Origin of the sequence: Vibrio cortegadensis, assembly GCF_024347395.1 — a bacterium.
Classification (GTDB): Bacteria; Pseudomonadota; Gammaproteobacteria; order Enterobacterales; family Vibrionaceae; genus Vibrio; species Vibrio cortegadensis.
Genome location: NZ_AP025472.1, coordinates 111,373 through 129,428, shown reverse-complemented (window position 1 = coordinate 129,428; position 18,056 = coordinate 111,373). Strand labels below are relative to the sequence as shown.

Here is an 18,056-nt window from a genome sequence, read left to right as displayed (position 1 = left end):
GTGAGATTGGAAACAGCTAACTTCGCCCCCATGTTATTAGCATAAAATTATTCATACCGACGGCTAGAGCTAAGAAAGTTTAGCCTGAAAATAGAGATGAGACCCCACGGATGAGCCAAGTTATTTGCCAACAAATTGCTCAAGAGCTGAATGTACGCTCTGAGCAAGTGATCGCAGCGGTTACCTTAATCGATGACGGAAACACCGTCCCTTTCATTGCCCGATATCGTAAAGAGGTGACGGGGGGATTAGATGATACTCAACTGCGTAATTTAGACACTCGCTTATCTTATCTCAGAGAGCTTAATGATCGCCGTCAAAGCATCATCAAGGCGATTCAAGACCAAGGCAAGATGACACCTGAACTGCAAAAAGAGATCAATGATGCAGACAGTAAAACTCGCCTCGAAGATTTATACCTTCCATACAAACAAAAGCGTCGAACCAAGGGTCAAATCGCTATCGAAGCAGGACTTGAACCACTCGCCGACAAATTATGGAATGAACCACAGACCAACCCTGAGTCTGAAGCGGATAAATACATCAGCAGCGACAAAGGCATTGCGGATACCAAAGCGGCACTAGACGGGGCAAGAGTCATTATCATGGAACGCATTGCCGAAGATGCGAATTTACTCGAAAAAGTCCGAACTTATCTAACCCGTAACGCTGAACTTTCTGCGCGAGTGGTCGCAGGCAAAGAGCAAGCAGGCGAAAAATTTAAAGACTATTTCGAACATAATGAGGCGATCAGCAAAGCACCCTCACACCGTGCGCTTGCGATGCTACGTGGCCGCAACGAAGGCTTCTTACAACTTTCTATGAATGCCGATCCCGCGCAAGATGAAAGTATTCGTAGCTCTTACTGCGAAACGATTATTTCCGACCATTACGGCATTTCACTGAGCAATGCACCCGCCGATGCTTGGCGTAAACAAGTGATCAGCTGGGCGTGGCGCATTAAAGTATCAATGCACATGGAAACTGAGCTGATGGGCAGCATGAAAGAGCGTGCGGAAGTGGAAGCCATTGAAGTATTTGCCACCAACCTAAAAGATCTACTCATGGCGGCACCGGCTGGGCCTCGTGCAACGCTGGGTCTTGATCCGGGTTTACGTACTGGCTCTAAGATTGCGATTGTTGATCCGACAGGTAAAGTCCTCGCGACGGAGACCATCTACCCTCACCCACCACAAAAGCAGTACGACAAATCCGCTCATGTCGTTGAGCAGATGGTACGAAAATACAACGTTGATCTGATTGCGATTGGTAATGGTACGGCTTCACGTGAAACGGACTCTTTCGTTGCTGATGTCATTAAACGCGGCAACCTAAAAGTACAAAAAATCATTGTGAGCGAAGCTGGGGCATCGGTTTATTCAGCTTCCGAGTTAGCGGCGAAAGAGTTCCCAGACATGGATGTATCGATCCGTGGCGCGGTGTCGATTGCTCGTCGTTTGCAAGATCCTCTCGCAGAGTTAGTGAAGATTGATCCAAAATCTATCGGGGTGGGCCAATACCAGCACGATGTGAGCCAGAGCATGCTAGCAAAACGTCTAGACGCGATTGTTGAAGATTGTGTGAATGCGGTTGGTGTTGATGTGAATACCGCTTCTGCCGCTCTACTGACGCGGGTTGCTGGCCTCTCAAATACAATTGCACAAAACATTGTCGATTACCGCGATGAAAATGGACGATTTGAAGCTCGTACTGCATTGAAGAAAGTCGCGCGTCTTGGGCCAAAAGCTTTTGAACAGTGTGCGGGTTTCTTACGAATCATGGATGGTAAAAACCCTTTGGATGCCTCTTCTGTTCACCCAGAAGCGTACCCGTTAGTGAAAGCCATCGCAGCAAAAAACAGCAAAGATGTGAAAGGCTTGATTGGCGATAGCCAGTTCCTACGCGGTTTGCATGCGATTGATTACACTGACGATAACTTTGGTGTCCCTACGATCACCGACATCATCAAAGAGCTTGATAAACCAGGACGAGATCCACGCCCGGAGTTCAAAACCGCGACATTTGCAGAAGGGGTAAACACGGTTTCCGATCTTGAGATTGGTATGGTGTTGGAAGGCGTTGTATCAAACGTGGCTAACTTTGGTGCCTTCGTTGATATCGGCGTTCACCAAGATGGCTTAGTGCATATTTCTGCACTAACCGATCGCTACGTTGCCGATCCACGAGAAGTGGTGAAAGCGGGTGATATCGTGAAAGTAAAAGTCATGGAAGTTGATGCCCAGCGTAAACGTATCGCTCTGACAATGCGCCTTAACGATGAGCCAGGACAAGATAATCGCAGCCAACGCTCTTCAGGACAAAACCAAGCATCGAAACCGGCACGCCAACAGCAAGAGCGTCAACAGTCAGGTCGACAACAACAAAACCGAGATCAGCGTTCTGCTCCTCAAAATGCAGCAATGGGTGGCGCTTTCGCGGCGGCATTTGCTAAAGCCAAAAAGTAGTCGCTGATCTGCCATGAGCTAATCTTTCGTAAACTAATCGGTCATGGGCTAATAATCCGATGAACAAATAGCGCGATGAACCAGTTAGTACGATGAACCAGTTAGCGCGATAAACCAATAAAAAGGCCAATACTTGCGTATTGGCCTTTATTCGATGGCTCTGATCATTAACATCATGTTCATAGTATCGCTATTACTTCTGAAGGTGTATTGGGTACAACAGCATGACCATAATGATATTTAATCACCTTTCGCCGTCGCTCCATTTGCCCCTCTTTAATCGCTGCATCTAAAATGTGCTTAGGCAGCCGAAATCGTATGGTGTAACTCTTGCCTTGATCTTTGCTATAGGTCTGTAAAGCAATCAAATCGAATAACCTATCTATTGGGTCCTTCAACTCTTCATGATTAACAGCAGCAGTCTCTGACTCTGTTTCCATCGAATACCCAGGGTGCTCTGATGGATCCCAAGAAGATTGCCTTCGACGTTTATCGTCTGCTTTAACCTTACGCTCCGCATTGGCTTTTGCTAACGCTACGGTCGGCATTACGGGTTCTCGCACTTTATTGTCGCGCGCAACCTGTTCCGTTTGTACATTTACCGATGGGGCGATCAGTGGCACACTTACTGTCGTGGGTGACACAATCATCGTCGAAACCTCCTCAGCATCGCCCGAAGTTACTCTCTGCTTGTCTCCAAACAGCCCCATTCAAAGCAATCGCTCGTTTTCATCAACTCACTACAGGTCAGTTCAAACCTAGTGCTCTGTTTGGTTAGGTTATATATCGACCAGTTTGTTCATTTATTTAGCAATTTATTTACACTTATACTTGCTCGTCAAAACGAATCAACTGATGACAAAATGCCTCAGGCTCGGTCATGAAAGGCGCGTGCGACGATTGAGTGAAAATAAACTGCTCACTTTCCGGTAAGCTTTTATCCAAATCCTTTGCGACCTTAATTGGCACCAACCCATCTAAACGCCCATACAAACGCAGTAACGGCATCGAGAGATCAGGCAGTTGATGGCGCAAATCCACATCCGCGAGCATGGTTAACCCTGCGAGTAACGATTTTGGGTTGGGCATCGGCCTCGACAATACCGCTTGTTTTAGCTGCTTAAGATCGTGCCTTGCAGAAGGACTCCCCATCGCTTGCAGCGCCATAAAACGTTCGATGGTCGTTTGAAAATCTTCCACCAGCTGATCGGTAAAAGCACTCAATACATTTGGTTGTATTCCGCGCCACGGTTTTTCGGCTGAAAATTTAGGAGAACTGGCAACCGTCACGAGCTTACTGACATAATCCGCATGATGCAGCGCCATGTGCGTGGCGACTAATCCACCTAAAGACCAACCAACCCAAATCGCTTGCTTGGGCGCTTGTTCAAGAAGCTGCTGAGCAATTTGTTCAAGATTTTCAGCGTGGCATTCCGCACTGTGTCCATAGCCGGGTAAATCGACAACATGAACACGAAAATGAGAAGACAACGCATCAACCGTCTGCTGCCAAACCGCGCCATTCATTCCCCAGCCATGAACTAAAACCAGATCATTGCCTCGCCCAGTGACATGCCAATATAAAGGTGTGCTCATGCTCTCAAACTCTCCCACTAATTCCATACTGAGATACGTTGCTATCACGCTAACGTATCTCTGTTGTCCATCTATTAAGTGAAATTCATGTTATCTCATTGGCGAGAAAAAACCACACTCCTCAACCGATTAAGCCAGTGCCATTTGTGCGGGCTCAATATAGAGAATCGCTTGGTAACGGACATGTGGTGCCAGCACTGCTATCAATACTTTCAGTCTCAACCCCGCTGCCTACGTTGTGGGATCCCCACCTTAACGACGGTAGATCAATGCGGTAACTGCTTATCAAACCCACCGTTATGGCACCGCTTATATTGTGTCAATGATTACACTTTCCCGACCTCTGGCTACGTTCATCAATTTAAGTATCAAAAGAAATACTGGTTCGCTAAAAACTTGGCTCGACTACTCGCTAATAACATTGATCAACCCGCTCCCATCATCACTGGCGTCCCCTTACATTGGCAACGATACATAAGAAGAGGTTTCAATCAGAGTGAACTGCTCGCTCACTATCTGGCAAAACAATCCCCAAACTCAATCCACCTTAAACAAGCTTTTATTCGCACTCGGTCTACCCCCGCACAACAGGGGTTATCTAAAGAGCAGAGGCAAGTGAACCTTCATCAAGCGTTCCAATTATCACGGATACCAAAGGCTTCTCACGTCGCGATTGTTGATGATGTCGTTACCACAGGATGTACAGTACGACATTTATGTAAATTACTACTTGAAGTGGGCGTCGAAAGAATTGATATTTACTGTGTATGCCGTACTCCTGAACCAGCCAGCTAAAACTCTTGCGATTCATTTGGTTATAACAAGAGGTGAATTAGAATAAAAAAGGGCTGAATTCATATTCTGACAGGAGTAGAATGGTGCTAATAACCTACAATTTTACTCAGGTATTCGTCGTGTCAAATATTACAATTACAGAAACTGCTCAATCTCATTTTGCTAACCTATTAGGTCAGCAGCCTGAAGGCACGAATATTCGCGTATTCGTGGTTAACCCTGGAACTCAAAACGCAGAGTGTGGCGTATCTTACTGCCCACAAGAAGCGATTGAATCCACGGATACACAGCTACCTTTTGAACACTTTTCAGCGTATGTTGATGAGCTGAGCTTACCTTTCCTAGATGAAGCAGAGATTGACTTTGTCACTGATAAGATGGGTTCTCAGTTAACGCTAAAAGCGCCAAATGCGAAAATGCGCAAAGTGGCTGACGATGCATCACTGATGGAACGTGTAGAATACGCCATCCAAACTCAAGTTAACCCACAACTGGCAGGCCACGGCGGTCACGTAAGCCTTGTTGAGATCACTGAAGATGGCGCAGCAATTGTTGCCTTTGGTGGCGGTTGTAACGGTTGTTCTATGGTTGATGTCACTTTAAAAGAAGGCATCGAGAAAGAGCTGCTTCAACAGTTCGAAGGTGAACTAACGGCGGTTCGTGATGCAACAGAGCACGATCGTGGCGAGCACTCTTACTACTAAGAAGAGAGTGCTTACTACTAAGAAAGCGTTTACTTAGAAAAAAGTAGTTCCAACCCAAATATTGAGAGGCTGACATGAAAGTGTCAGCCTTTTCTTTACCTGAACATCACCGATGAATGAATGCCCTTCTCAAAATAGGTGACGCCCCAGTTCCGGCAGTAAAACGATTCTGTTGTGACACTTTACGAATAGAGCCCTCATTACTGATATATATTTATAAATAAATCGATTGCTTAAAAACTCACCCTTTCCAAATCATCACTTTTTCCCATATATTAGAGGCTCTCATCATTGAAAGTGACCAACGCTAAGGAGTGAGCGAACATGAGCAAAAAGAAAGGGCCTGAGATTCTGGCTCAACAGGTCGTCGCTCAATCAAAACTATTCTCTATCGAATCAATGGATCTGCGTTTCTCTAATGGGGTTGAACGAACCTATGAACGCATGAAACCGAGTGGTCGCCACGCAGTCATGATGGTTCCTATTACGGAACGCGGTGATATTTTATTAGTGCGTGAATATGCTGCCGGAACGGAACGTTATGAGCTAGGCTTTCCAAAAGGGCTCATTGATGCAGGTGAAACCGCGTTGCAAGCTGCAGATCGTGAATTAAAAGAAGAGATAGGTTTTGGTAGTCACAAACTAACACCGTTAAAAGAGGTCATTCTCGCCCCCTCTTATTTTTCCAGTAAAATGACGCTGTTCATCGCTCAAGGCCTTTACCCACAAACACTGGAAGGGGATGAACCAGAGCCACTGGAAATAGTACGTTGGCCACTGGCACAAGCCGAAGAGTTACTGACTCATTTAGATTTTTGCGAAGCCAGAAGCATTACTGCGCTACTACTCACATTGCGAGCTTTACCGACACTCGGAGAATAAATAGGAACGTTTATGCCCATTACAAAAGATTTGTCTCATCTTATTCCATCAGTCATTGAAGTCGCTCGTTCTGCTGGACAGTTGATTCTAGATATCTACGAATCCAAACAGTATGAAGCGTTTACTAAAAGTGATGAAACTCCAGTAACGAGTGCCGATCTTGCCGCGCATAAATTGATCATGGAGCGACTGACCGAGCTCACGCCAGACATTCCGGTTCTTTCTGAAGAAGATACCGATATCAGCTTCGAACAGCGCTCTCAATGGAATCGATACTGGTTGGTTGACCCTCTTGATGGCACCCAAGAATTTATTGCTCGTAGTGGTGACTTCGCAACCATCATCGCTCTTGTCGAAAATAACAAACCGGTGATGGGTGTAGTATATGCGCCAGTGTCTGGTGTCACCTATTATGCCTATCAAGGGAAAGGGGCATGGAAAATCCCTGACATGGCTGAGAGCGTTAAGATTAAAACTCACAAGCATGAAGGCAGTCAGCAATCTATTGCCATCGCGATCAGCCGTCGCCAAGACATCAATTGCATCACCAATCGCATGAGCGCTCAGTGGAATTATGATCTTGTCCCTCTCGGCTCTGCGGCACTCAAAGCGTGCTTAGTCGCAGAAGGAGCTGTAGACTGTTACCTTCGTTTAGGACCGACTGGAGAGTGGGATACCGCCGCGACTCAATGCATCGTTGAAGAGGCCGGTGGCCGAATATTAAGTACCCTACTGGATCCACTCTCATACAACGAAAGAGATACATTGGAGAACCCTAACTTTATTGTTATCGGTGATGAAGCCCTACCTTGGGACAATATTCTGCAAGTGAAAGATTAATCACTCCATACTCACTGGCATTCATGCAAACAAAAATCCCTCGACAAGTGCGAGGGATTTTTATTAAGTGCAGAAGCAATACACAGCTCAGTTTCAGCGAAACGTAATCCGTCTCAGCTAGACCTAGCCAGTGACAGCTAACCTAACCAGATTCTGAGAAACATCGCTTAAAAACGGCCTTGGTAGTTAAACTGATACTTACCTTGTCCATCAGGATTACCTAACCATTTTAATTGTGACTTCATAGCCGCTGGGAATTCGGAGCCAGGTTTAAACCACGCTTGGCTGCTATAACGACGGTTAGGGGTTAACTCACCGGTAAATTCACTGCTAACATTGGAACTCTGCTGTCCACCCTTCGCACTGATCTTACTATCCGCACAAGTAAAGTCGGCAATCACTGGCCCTAAATCAAGGCTTCCAATTGGCGATTCAACACTGCTACTACTCCACGCCAGTGAACCTTCACCCGCTTGGCACCAAGGGCTCGCGTAAGTCATCTGCTTAATGGTTAGCTCCAATTGACCATTCAGAGTCACAGGAACGGGAATTGGCATAGGAGATAAGGCTAATGCTTGCTCTGCTGGCATTGACGCCACAACACTCTCCGCATAAGGGCCCGACAAACCATACCCAACCATGCCTTTACCATGCAGCCCAATATCACTGCCACGTCCAAAGCGGACGGCAAATTCAGCTTTCGCTTGGAATAGTTGGCTTAATTGAAAATCCCATTTTGCAGCACCATAATTTCGCTTCTGCCAACTCACTTGATCCGCTCGACCCTGCCAAACCGTACCTTGAGCGCCTTCGATTTTAAGCCCTCGAACGCTCGGCATGTGTTGCAGTACAAAAGAGATGGGTAGATGAGCCAACAAACTGACTGAGAATACCAATACAAATATGACGCTATAAAGAATCCCGCGTTTCACTTCAATTGCCTCGCTTAAATTGGAGTCTATTCACATCAATCACACCCGGTTTTTCTGAGCGGTCAATATCCATAAATTCAACCTCAACCCCTTTCTGATCTTTTAGATAAGCGATCCAAGAGAGGAACTGATTGAAAGGCACAGGTTTAATCCAAACCTGTAGCATTTCATTACGAGGTTGAACCCGAATTAATTCAATTTTATAACCTCGAGTCGAGGAAGAAATAATCTGGTTAAGTGGCTGATTAGAGACTTTAATGCCGCCAGCACTGCGTAACGCAACGATTTCATCCGCTTTATTTTCTACCCAACTAAGCAGCTGTTTCTCACTGGTGATACGAAGTTGAGCCTGTTCCGCTCGTACATTCAATGGTTGCAACAGCCCCCAGTAAATCACGCCAATTGTAAGTAACACTGAGCAACCAATCACTAATCGCTGCTCACGCTGGCTAATACTAGTCCACCACGTTTGTAGTAAGGAAAGTAAATTCTTCACTGTTTTCTCCCTCACTTACGCTTTAAGACGAAACTGCCCATCACTGAATCACCGGTGCGATTCAGTTGGCCTTGTTCAACATTAAATTGTTCAGACAACTTAACTCGTGCTTGTTCAAAATTTTGGAAATCGGCACCGCTTGCTTGGAGGCGAACTTCGCCACGATTGCCATCATATTTTAAGCTTTGCAACTCAATACTAGAGATGGTCCCCAACGTTTTAGGCAGTAGGTTTATCCATGTAAGCATGGAATCCGCTTGGCCAGAACCAGACAAGCGTTGCTGCTCAGTCGTCATTTGACGCTTTAGGTAACTCACCGTTGGGATCTTTCTTTTATCAGGGAACACGCTACGGAAAATGCGTTCACTTTCGGCGCGATAAGCTTTCACCTGAGCTTCATACTGATTAACGAGTAACACTTGCTGCGTAGCTAAAACGGCGATCAAAAAGGTGCTAGCAATCGCGACTTTTTGCCACGTTTTCCAGTATTTCAGTAATGATGACTTGGGTTTAAAGTGGCCCGTTAATAAGTTGATAGAGCTGGCTATCGCCTCTTGCGCGAGGATCTGCATCACAAGCGTTGCTGGCTGCTGCTCCCACTTACAGGTTGAGCCAACTAACACGGATTCGTCGGGCAGTTCGCTGTAGCACTGTATACTTTGCTCAGCAGCACCTTCAGTATCCGCTTCCGATCCTAAAAACCAATCTGACTGGCAGAACAGTGGAAGCCAATCTTGATCAACCGCCACCGCTTGATAAGCATTTTTGCGCATCAACCACTGCTGACCAACCTGCACCGCACTCATACCTTTGTCTACGACTGGCAGTGCTAATCCATCCGGTAAGACTTTTTTGATCTCAATACCAAGCTGTTTGAATTGACCTAATATTTGGCTGAGCCAATTCTGATCAACCCCACAAACTGACGCTTTCTGACCTGATTTCTCTAAGACACTAAAATGCAGCTCATCGGCATCTTGAGCGATCTCATCTTCCACCAAATAAGGCAACATACTTTCAAACTGACGCGCCGCGCCTGCCGGAATATCAACCGTCGTCATAACCACATCGCTGCTCGACAGTAAGACGATCGTGGTTCTCTGCTGTGCATAAGGCACCAGCTCTTCTAATTGTAAATAACTGTCTAACTGGCCACTCGCAATCACTTCACTTTGGTTTGTAGACCAAACAAGCCATTGGATCGGTACATTATGTTCGCTACTCAGCCGAACGGTCAGAAACTCGCTCACTGATCCCTCCAAAACGACGGCGTACTACCGTCACAGTTTTCCGATTATCGCTGTACAAAAGGCTTCGGATCCGCACCCGCGAATCATCCACTAAAATTTGTGCATCCAATTCAAAATAAGCACTATCTACACTTAAGTAAGATTTTGCCTGCTTTTTTGTTTTCTCATTAACAGCGGCAATATCGGCCTCTGCCATAAATTCATCCACACTTGCCCAACCATCAAAAGGACGGCTTTCGATCAAGTCTTTAGCATTCGACTCACTGAGTTCAGGATCAAACATTGCGACTAAAAGCGTGGCCTGCTCCGGCGCGAGTGTATTCACATTTAAACGCCAATTGTCGGTTGGTAGAGCGCACACGAGATTATCGACGTTCTGAACCACGTCACCTTTAACTTGGTACACCGCTCGCAATTCACTGCTATCTGCCATTAAACTATTCGGCGAGAGATACGAGGGTTTCAACGCTTCATAAGTACTGTCTTCTACACCAGAAGAGGAGGTCACATTGGTATCGCTGTCGACAAATTCCCACACCGAATCCGAGATGACCTCTGCTGAATAATTTTCAACATCAGATTCCTCTAACAACCGTTGCAATACTTTAACTAAATATGGACGATCCGTAGACGAAAGATTCGCTTTTACTTGAGCTAATGCATTCAAATTAAAACAGGCTTGGCGATCAAGAATTCGCCCAGATACTTGTCCATAATCAAGTGGATACACTTGTTCTTCTAACGCCCAACCTTGGTTAAGGTTCACGGTATCACTGTCTTTGTAACTCTGTTCAATCGCCACTTTTGCTAACGATTCAACCCCTAAACTGTACCAATAGGCTTGCTGGTAATTCACCTGATTTCCGGCACGCTGAAATTGCACAAACAGACGCTCAGACATGCTGGCTGCGATGGAAGCCATGATGGCTAGTAACATCAAAACCACGATCAACGCGACACCCGTTTGTCGGCGTCTTGGTTGATTGAGCGCTTTCAGCTTCACACGAGAGGTATTAACCATTGTTGCCACCACTCACTTGAGAACTGCTGCTCGAATCCTGAGAATTAGCATTATCTTGAAGCTTAATGCTTCCGCCCGACGTGAGGTAAATCCGCTCAATTTCGCCAAAATCTTCAAGAGTTAGCACCACAGAAACGGCTTTGGGTAGAGAGAGTTTACTCTGCCACTGTTTCTGCCAGCTTTTTCCATCGTAAAAACGTAAATCTAAACTTTCCACTTGAGTCAGCAGCGGTGTCACCACGCCAGCTTGCCCTGCTGGTGTATCGGGATAACGCCACCAAACACGCTCAAGGGTGGATTCTTTTAATCGATAGCCGACTTTAGTCACTTCCCCACGAGGAAATTGCTGTTGTGGGTTATGCCAACCCAAACGAGTAAACATGACCCCTTTCGCGTCAGAGTCCAACAGGTACTCTTGCCACTGAAGAAGGGCAGATGTCGGCTCTTCGCCATCAGTACGGAACTGCCTCAACGCCATTTGACGAAAATCACTGTCCATCATGACCAGTGAACGTTGAAGTTCATTAATTCGAGTGCTGCGCTCTAAAGAGACTTCATTACTGCGCTGTATTTGATTCACCACCTGATAAGCCGCAAGACTTAAGGTAGAGAAAATGGCTATCGACACCAAAACTTCAATCAGGGTAAAGCCTGAAGATTTGATGGATGAACTCGCGGTTGAGCGGTTTGAGGATCGTTTATTTAACCACATAACTTCTCACCGTCGATAATGGGCTTCCGCCTTTCTCTAATGAAGCACTCACATCAAACGCCTTGAGTAAGTCGCCACTGGTGTTAACCGGCGTTACTTTCCAATACCAAGTTCTACCTGCCATTTCAGCTTCGCCTTTCTGAGCTTTTAACTTATCAGTGCTCAGCAGTACTTTCGCCATCTGGTTATCAACCACCATTCCTGCGAACATCTTCTCTTCTAGATAGCTGACAGTATTAATATGCTGAGTCACCGATCGAATCACGCTTATGGCTGCGGTCGCAAAAATCGCGAGTGCCACCAGCACTTCTAACAACGTCATCCCACGAGTTCGGTTATTCTTCATCGCTCTCTCCAGGGGTGAGTAGATGCACCGCTCCCGTCTCTTTCACGGAAATACGCCAACCATCTTGAGCAGCATCTCCAACGTTGGGATAAATCGCTAAAACAAACGGAGTCAGTTCACCACTTGAGAGTAAAAAGAGTTGTGGTGGTTTTTGAGGTTTTTTCTTCTTTTCATCAGCGAAGAGATTGTCAGATTGGGTATCTCCGCCGAACATGTTCTCATCAAATAAGTTGCTCGGCTCAAAAAGTCGGTCATCACTTCCCCACGCACCACCGCCCAAGGTTAGCTGAAGTGCGATACTTTCATCTAACTCTGTCACTGCTGGAATTCGGTCCATCTCAAGCTCTTGCCAACCATCAGCCGCCAGCGTGAGGTAAACATAAGTAGACTTACTCTCATCAACTCGAATACCAAAATCTTTACCGCTTAGCACTGCTTCTTCATTGAGTAACATGAAGCGCTGATAAAAGCGTTGAGCCTGTTTTTTACTAAGATCATCACTATTATCAGGCAGCGTCGCGATCACCGCTACGGCACTAACGGAAAGTAGTACCAATACCAGCATAATCTCAATGAGGGTAAAGCCTGTGGCTCGTTTGATTGTCATACTATGTTATATAACCGCCGTATCACTTGATATTGATCGGGGCTCATAAGAGTAAAATGGGCAGCGAAATCGCTACCCACGCTATCTCTTATTGAAAGTCCTGAATGTTCCAGTTGCCAATATCGGCTGAAATATCTTCACCACCTTCTTGACCATCAGCACCAAGCGTAAAGATATCAATATTACCGTTATCACCAGGGCTAAGGTATTGGTACTCGTTGCCCCATGGGTCATTTGGAAGACGCTTGATGTAACCATTGTCACGGTAATTACGTGGCTCAGGGCTGCTTGGTTTGGTGACCAACGCTTCTAAGCCTTGGTCTGTTGTTGGGTAAACGCTGTTATCTAGCTTATACATATCTAACGCATTTTCTAACGCGATAATATCGGTCACGGCTTTCTGTTGGTCGGCTTTCTCTTTGTTACCTAACAAGTTCGGAACAACAAAACTTGCGAGTACGCCTAAGATAACCACCACAACCATGACTTCTAACAGTGTAAAGCCCGCTTGTTTTTTCATTCTATTTTTCATGTTTCTCTCCGAACTAAAATTCTCTAATTGCTGACAAGACAGCTCTAAAATTGACGATGCATTATATTAATAGTGTGTAAAATTGACTGCGTATATTGACGACACTACCCACTAATTAAGTTATTCATTTCCAGCATTGGCATCAAGGTTGCCATCACAATAAACAGCACCAAACTCGCCATTAACGCGATCAGTGCAGGGGTAAAAATACCCAACGCGATATTGACGGTAGATTCAAAGTTTTGATCTTGCGTGTTCGCCGCTCGTGTCAGCATCTGCTCCAACTGACCACTTTGTTCACCACTGGCGATCATATGCAGCATCATTGGTGGGAACAATTTGGTTTGTTCAAGGGCTTTACGCAAACTCGAACCTTCGCGCACATTATCGGCTGCGGCCGTGACTTGATTTTTCACATACTGATTCGACATCACATCCACTGCCACTTTCATCCCTTCCAGAATAGGGATCGCACTCGACGTACAAATCGATAATGTATGAGCAAAGCGGGAGGTGTTTAATCCTTTCGAGATCTTTCCGATCAGCGGCATCGAGAGGATTTTTCTATCCCAACTCAGACGAATGCTAGGTTTACTCAAGGCAAGCTTGCAAAGATATATGCTGACCACGACCACAAAGAGCAACATCAGCCCCCAGTTTTGAATAAATTCGCTGGATGCTAGCAGTATTTGAGTGGATTGAGGCAGCTCTTGACCCATCTGCAAAATAGGTTCGACGATTTTTGGCACCACGCTTGCCAGCAAAAATGACACAATCACCACGGCGAAGACGACAAGCACAACCGGATAGATCATCGCTTGTTGCAACTTAGAACGCATCTTTTGGCGGTTTTCAGCATAGTCGGCAAGTCGCTCCAAAACGCCATCTAAATGACCAGATTTTTCACCCGCAGCAACCATTGAACGAAACAGTTCATCAAAAATATGCGGATAATCCGCAAAACTGTCTGCCAACGTGTAACCTTCCGTCACCTTTGAGCGAATAGCGGCCATCATGGTGCGAATTCGTGGTTTTTCAGACTGCTCAGAAACGGCTTTTAAGCACTCTTCAAGTGGCATGCCTGATTGTACTAATGTCGATAACTGACGCGTAATCAAAGCGAGATCAGGCGTACTGATGCCACGCTTAAAACCTGAAGATTTACCACTGGCTTTATCGGCTTTCGCTTTGGTCTGTGTTTCCACGACTTCAATCGGGACTAAGCCTTGCTCTTTTAAACGCTGGCGAACTTGACGAGCATTATCACCTTCGATAACCCCTTTTTTCTGTCTGCCTTTTTCGTTTAAGGCTTTGTATTCAAACGCCGCCATTATGCTTCCTTAGTCACTCGCATAACTTCTTCAAGCGAGGTTATGCCACGTTTCACTTTCGCTAAACCATCATCACGAATACTTGGCGTTTTAGATCGGATGCATTTATCAATCGCTTGTTCACCCGCTTCGCCATGAATCAATTCTTGGACGGATTCATCTATCATTAGAAGTTCATGGATACCCGTTCGGCCACGGTAGCCTTTGTTATTACACTGCTCACAACCATGAGCTTTGTACAGCACCAACTCTTGGTCACTGCCGAGATTAAACAGTTTTTTCTGCTCATTATCGGCTTGGTAAGGCACTTTGCAGTCTGAACATAATGTTCTCACTAAGCGTTGAGCCAATACTCCCAATAATGATGACGAGATGAGGAAAGGTTCGATCCCCATATCACGCAGACGAGTAATCGCACCAACAGCGGTATTCGTGTGCAATGTCGACATCACTAAGTGACCCGTTAATGATGCTTGAACCGCAATTTGCGCCGTCTCTAGGTCACGAATTTCCCCGACCATCACCACATCGGGATCTTGACGAAGAATGGCACGTAAACCACGCGCAAACGTCATATCCACTTTTGGGTTAACTTGAGTTTGGCCAATACCGTCGATATCAAATTCAATCGGGTCTTCAACCGTGAGGATATTTCGCTCGTTGCTATTCAGCTCTTGCAAGCCCGCATACAAGGTGGTTGATTTACCTGAACCCGTCGGGCCCGTCACCAAAATAATACCGTGAGGACGTTTGATCAAACGGCGGAAGTTTTCATGATTTTCGGCTGTCATGCCTAAACTGTGTAGATCTAAGCGGGTCGCGTTTTTGTCTAAAAGACGCATTACCACACGCTCACCGTGTGACGATGGCATAGTCGAAACACGCACATCCACCGCTCGACCACCGATTCGCAACGAAATACGACCATCTTGTGGAACACGCTTTTCTGCAATATCCAACTTCGCCATCACTTTAACCCTCGACACCAACAGTGGTGAGAGTTTACGGCTTGGCGCTAGAACGTCGCGCAACACACCATCGATACGGAAGCGAATCGATAAGGTTTTTTCGAATGTCTCAATATGAATATCAGAAGCACCCTCTTTGATCGCCTCACCAAGCATGGCGTTGATCAATTTAATGATAGGTGCGTCGTCTTCCGACTCAAGTAGGTCTTCATCTTGTGGTAGTTCTTCCGCAAGAGAGAAGAAATCATCGTTATCGGCTCCGATATCTTCCATTAACTGACGCGCTTCCGACGAATCACGTTGATAGGCATCGGTCAGTTTTTTTTCAAACAGCTCTTCTGAAATCGCTTCAGGCGTAAAAGCCCCTTTTAGCACTCGACGAACTTCCATTAATGCCGCCGCCTTGATTGGCGCGACATAAAACAAGATCGGGGGACGCTCAGGGTGAGCGTACTCCAATACCAGTTTAAATCGGTTGGCGAAACTAAAAGGTAGACGACGATAAGCTGGCGCCGTATCCAACATATCAACCATTATTGCGTCTCTTTCATTTGATCTAGAAACGCTTGAATTTCTGCAGGGTGACGAATGTCATCACCAAACTCAGGCAATACCGGAATCAAGCTGTTATCCATCAACTTCAAGCCTTGATCCGCTTTGAATAGCTGCTCAGCTCGAATGTAGTTGTATTTACGTTGAGTAATGCCATCAGCACTCATTCCATCACGAATAATGGTTGGCTTAATGAACACCATCAGGTTCTTTTTCTCAACTTGAGTGCTGGTTGATTTAAATAGGTGCCCCAAATACGGAATGTCACCTAATAGCGGCACTTTAGATTCACTCTCTAATGCACGCTCATCAATCAGACCACCAAGCACCAGCATCTGTCCATCTTGCACAATCACGGTCGTATTAAGCTGACGTTTAGCAAAACGGACATCAACCGCACCATTCGCGCCAAGAACGTTCGATACTTCTTGCTCAATTTGTAGCTGAACCGAGTCGCCTTCGTTGATTTGTGGTACCACTTTCAGCTTGATGCCCACTTCTTTACGATCAACGGTTTGGAATGGGTTGTCATTACCCGAACTCGCACTTGAACCCGTCAATACCGGCACTTCTTCACCCACGATGAAGGAAGCTTCGCCATTATCCATCACTGTAATGCTTGGAGAAGAGAGAATATTCGAATTAGAGTCTGTCGCGACAGCACTAATCAAGGCAGTCCAGTCACCCATGACTACACTCATGGCTGCGCCGTTCACCTTCCCTAATGCGCTTGCTAAAGTAGAGTAATCACCTTCTTCGGTTGTCTCGCGACTTTCCCATTTATTGTCCGTAGAATTCCAATAGCTCTCTGTTTTGGTTGTATCTTTCGCTTCTTCTAAACCAACCATCACTTGGCCGATTGATGCGCCCGTGTTGCCGTACTGGATCATCGCGCCGGTTTCTAGGTTGCCCCACTGAACACCTAGGTTCACCCCGTCGCCTTCTGACATCTCAACAATCAATGCTTCAATCAGCACTTGTGCACGACGAATATCAAGCTGAGCAATCACATCTTGAATCGCATTCATGATATCTGGCGGAGCGGTGATCACGAGAGAATTGGTGCCTTTATGCGCCGCAATCACGACATCACCGCGCTTAGTTTTACTGTTCTTACCGCCCGACTGTTTCTCCGCTTGCAGGTTGTCTGATACGCCTTTTAGCACATCCACCATGTCTTCTGCTTTCGCGTATTTCAGGTAAACCACACGGTTATTACCTTTGGTCGCCATTTCAACATCCAGTTGTTCAATCAGACGACGTAGGCGTTCACGCACTTTCGGGTCACCTGAAATCAGAATAGAGTTGGTGCGCTCATCGGCCACCAATTTAGGCTGTAAGAAAGCAGGGGTATTTTTTGTATTGGTGGTTTTATTTAACGCTTCAACAATACGTACCATTTCAGCAGCAGAGGCATTTGCTAGCTCTACTACTTCAATCTCTTTGTCACCCGCTTGGTCAACACGTTTGATGATTTCCGCTAAGCGATTCACCACCGCTGCACGGCCAGTAATCAAAATAATGTTAGCAGGGTCGTAGTGAACGACGTTACCCGCGCCCGCATTATCATTTAGCTGACGTAATAATGGAGATAATTCACGAACAGATACATTTCTCACCGCCACAACACGAGTGATCACGCTGTCGCCTTTAATGCGTTCGTTATTACCCACAACAGGAATTGCTGAGGTTTTTGCATCTTTCGCTTTAATGATTTTCAAGATGCCGGTGTCCATTTCAACCACCGCAAAACCGTAGACTTCTAATACGTTCAAGAAGAAGCTGTAATACTGCTCTTCATTGAGTACATCGTAACTACGGACGTCGATTTTTCCTCGAACGGCAGGATCAACAATGATGGTTTTTTCTAGATTTCGACCAACAATATTGATGAATTCTTGAATGTCTGTTCCTTTAAAACTCGCACTAAAATCATTTGCGATAGCCGCTGGAGTACAGAATAAGCATCCCGCTAACAACCATGCACTCTTCTTCAACCAATGTTTCACGAACCTCTCCCTCTACTC

At 45.9% G+C, this 18,056-nt stretch carries 18 protein-coding genes; 5 read left to right on the top strand and 13 right to left on the bottom strand.

Features of this window, described 5'->3' with window-relative positions:
* Nucleotides 1-110: 110 nt before the first annotated feature.
* Nucleotides 111-2,465, top strand: a complete 2,355-nt coding sequence (locus OCV39_RS00585) for a Tex family protein (RefSeq protein WP_261888714.1) — start codon at nucleotides 111-113, stop codon at nucleotides 2,463-2,465.
* 179 nt (nucleotides 2,466-2,644) lie between these two features.
* Here OCV39_RS00585 and OCV39_RS00580 read toward each other — a convergent pair whose 3' ends face one another.
* Together OCV39_RS00580 and bioH are read right to left on the bottom strand one after the other, a co-directional pair.
* On the bottom strand, nucleotides 2,645-3,115 hold the full coding sequence (locus OCV39_RS00580; RefSeq protein WP_029203301.1) for a hypothetical protein: 471 nt from the start codon (nucleotides 3,113-3,115) through the stop codon (nucleotides 2,645-2,647).
* Between the two features lie 175 nt (nucleotides 3,116-3,290).
* Entirely contained in the window at nucleotides 3,291-4,061 is a 771-nt protein-coding gene (bioH, locus tag OCV39_RS00575) for a pimeloyl-ACP methyl ester esterase BioH (RefSeq protein ID WP_261888713.1), read from the bottom strand.
* 87 nt (nucleotides 4,062-4,148) lie between these two features.
* Between bioH and OCV39_RS00570 the strand changes: the two genes are divergently transcribed.
* From OCV39_RS00570 to cysQ, 4 genes are all read left to right on the top strand, one after another.
* On the top strand, nucleotides 4,149-4,856 hold the full coding sequence (locus OCV39_RS00570) for a ComF family protein (protein ID WP_261888712.1): 708 nt from the start codon (nucleotides 4,149-4,151) through the stop codon (nucleotides 4,854-4,856).
* 119 nt (nucleotides 4,857-4,975) lie between these two features.
* On the top strand, nucleotides 4,976-5,560 hold the full coding sequence (gene nfuA / locus OCV39_RS00565) for a Fe-S biogenesis protein NfuA (protein WP_029203303.1): 585 nt from the start codon (nucleotides 4,976-4,978) through the stop codon (nucleotides 5,558-5,560).
* 324 nt (nucleotides 5,561-5,884) lie between these two features.
* Nucleotides 5,885-6,442: an ADP compounds hydrolase NudE gene (nudE, locus tag OCV39_RS00560; RefSeq protein ID WP_261888711.1), complete on the top strand. Its 558-nt coding sequence runs from the start codon at nucleotides 5,885-5,887 to the stop codon at nucleotides 6,440-6,442.
* A 12-nt stretch (nucleotides 6,443-6,454) separates the two neighbouring features.
* Nucleotides 6,455-7,282, top strand: a complete 828-nt coding sequence (cysQ, locus tag OCV39_RS00555; protein WP_017052057.1) for a 3'(2'),5'-bisphosphate nucleotidase CysQ — start codon at nucleotides 6,455-6,457, stop codon at nucleotides 7,280-7,282.
* Nucleotides 7,283-7,449: 167 nt separating this feature from the next.
* On the opposite strand, the gene OCV39_RS00550 is transcribed toward cysQ, so the two are convergent.
* From OCV39_RS00550 to gspD, 11 genes are all read right to left on the bottom strand, one after another.
* Entirely contained in the window at nucleotides 7,450-8,214 is a 765-nt protein-coding gene (locus OCV39_RS00550; RefSeq protein WP_261888710.1) for a type II secretion system protein N, read from the bottom strand.
* A gap of 1 nt (nucleotide 8,215) precedes the next feature.
* Entirely contained in the window at nucleotides 8,216-8,710 is a 495-nt protein-coding gene (locus OCV39_RS00545) for a type II secretion system protein M (RefSeq protein ID WP_261888709.1), read from the bottom strand.
* An 11-nt stretch (nucleotides 8,711-8,721) separates the two neighbouring features.
* Nucleotides 8,722-9,960, bottom strand: coding sequence for a type II secretion system protein GspL (gene gspL, locus OCV39_RS00540; RefSeq protein WP_261888708.1), 1,239 nt, complete (start codon nucleotides 9,958-9,960; stop codon nucleotides 8,722-8,724).
* The gene (gene gspK / locus OCV39_RS00535) at nucleotides 9,929-10,981 is read right to left on the bottom strand and encodes a type II secretion system minor pseudopilin GspK (RefSeq protein ID WP_261888707.1); all 1,053 of its coding nucleotides are present in this window, start codon (nucleotides 10,979-10,981) and stop codon (nucleotides 9,929-9,931) included. Before gspK ends, gspL begins: the two co-directional genes overlap by 32 nt.
* Nucleotides 10,974-11,693 (bottom strand): type II secretion system minor pseudopilin GspJ, encoded by a 720-nt coding sequence (gspJ, locus tag OCV39_RS00530; protein ID WP_261888706.1) that lies wholly within the window; start codon nucleotides 11,691-11,693, stop codon nucleotides 10,974-10,976. Before gspJ ends, gspK begins: the two co-directional genes overlap by 8 nt.
* Nucleotides 11,680-12,039 carry a type II secretion system minor pseudopilin GspI gene (gene gspI, locus OCV39_RS00525; RefSeq protein ID WP_017052063.1) on the bottom strand — a complete coding sequence of 120 codons (360 nt, stop codon included), beginning with the start codon at nucleotides 12,037-12,039 and terminating at the stop codon, nucleotides 11,680-11,682. Before gspI ends, gspJ begins: the two co-directional genes overlap by 14 nt.
* Entirely contained in the window at nucleotides 12,029-12,646 is a 618-nt protein-coding gene (gspH, locus tag OCV39_RS00520; protein WP_261888705.1) for a type II secretion system minor pseudopilin GspH, read from the bottom strand. The genes gspI and gspH overlap by 11 nt, the downstream gene beginning before the upstream one ends.
* Nucleotides 12,647-12,734: 88 nt before the next feature.
* Nucleotides 12,735-13,178: a type II secretion system major pseudopilin GspG gene (gene gspG, locus OCV39_RS00515; RefSeq protein ID WP_017052065.1), complete on the bottom strand. Its 444-nt coding sequence runs from the start codon at nucleotides 13,176-13,178 to the stop codon at nucleotides 12,735-12,737.
* Nucleotides 13,179-13,282: 104 nt separating this feature from the next.
* Nucleotides 13,283-14,509: a type II secretion system inner membrane protein GspF gene (gene gspF, locus OCV39_RS00510; protein ID WP_113796186.1), complete on the bottom strand. Its 1,227-nt coding sequence runs from the start codon at nucleotides 14,507-14,509 to the stop codon at nucleotides 13,283-13,285.
* Entirely contained in the window at nucleotides 14,509-16,011 is a 1,503-nt protein-coding gene (gspE, locus tag OCV39_RS00505) for a type II secretion system ATPase GspE (RefSeq protein WP_017052067.1), read from the bottom strand. The genes gspF and gspE overlap by 1 nt, the downstream gene beginning before the upstream one ends.
* Complete coding sequence (gene gspD, locus OCV39_RS00500) at nucleotides 16,011-18,038, bottom strand: type II secretion system secretin GspD (protein ID WP_171756978.1); 2,028 nt, start codon at nucleotides 18,036-18,038, stop codon at nucleotides 16,011-16,013. The genes gspE and gspD overlap by 1 nt, the downstream gene beginning before the upstream one ends.
* Between the last annotated feature and the right edge of the window lie 18 nt (nucleotides 18,039-18,056).

Excerpts from the sequence above, each read along its gene's own strand:
- OCV39_RS00585 (WP_261888714.1), top strand. The coding sequence starts at position 111 with ATGAGCCAAGTTATTTGCCAACAAATTGCTCAAGAGCTGAATGTACGC.
- OCV39_RS00580 (WP_029203301.1), bottom strand. The coding sequence starts at position 3,115 with ATGATTGTGTCACCCACGACAGTAAGTGTGCCACTGATCGCCCCATCG.
- bioH (WP_261888713.1), bottom strand. The coding sequence starts at position 4,061 with ATGAGCACACCTTTATATTGGCATGTCACTGGGCGAGGCAATGATCTG.
- OCV39_RS00570 (WP_261888712.1), top strand. The coding sequence starts at position 4,149 with ATGTTATCTCATTGGCGAGAAAAAACCACACTCCTCAACCGATTAAGC.
- nudE (WP_261888711.1), top strand. The coding sequence starts at position 5,885 with ATGAGCAAAAAGAAAGGGCCTGAGATTCTGGCTCAACAGGTCGTCGCT.
- cysQ (WP_017052057.1), top strand. The coding sequence starts at position 6,455 with ATGCCCATTACAAAAGATTTGTCTCATCTTATTCCATCAGTCATTGAA.
- gspK (WP_261888707.1), bottom strand. The coding sequence starts at position 10,981 with ATGGTTAATACCTCTCGTGTGAAGCTGAAAGCGCTCAATCAACCAAGA.
- gspJ (WP_261888706.1), bottom strand. The coding sequence starts at position 11,693 with ATGTGGTTAAATAAACGATCCTCAAACCGCTCAACCGCGAGTTCATCC.
- gspI (WP_017052063.1), bottom strand. The coding sequence starts at position 12,039 with ATGAAGAATAACCGAACTCGTGGGATGACGTTGTTAGAAGTGCTGGTG.
- gspH (WP_261888705.1), bottom strand. The coding sequence starts at position 12,646 with ATGACAATCAAACGAGCCACAGGCTTTACCCTCATTGAGATTATGCTG.
- gspG (WP_017052065.1), bottom strand. The coding sequence starts at position 13,178 with ATGAAAAATAGAATGAAAAAACAAGCGGGCTTTACACTGTTAGAAGTC.
- gspF (WP_113796186.1), bottom strand. The coding sequence starts at position 14,509 with ATGGCGGCGTTTGAATACAAAGCCTTAAACGAAAAAGGCAGACAGAAA.
- gspE (WP_017052067.1), bottom strand. The coding sequence starts at position 16,011 with ATGGTTGATATGTTGGATACGGCGCCAGCTTATCGTCGTCTACCTTTT.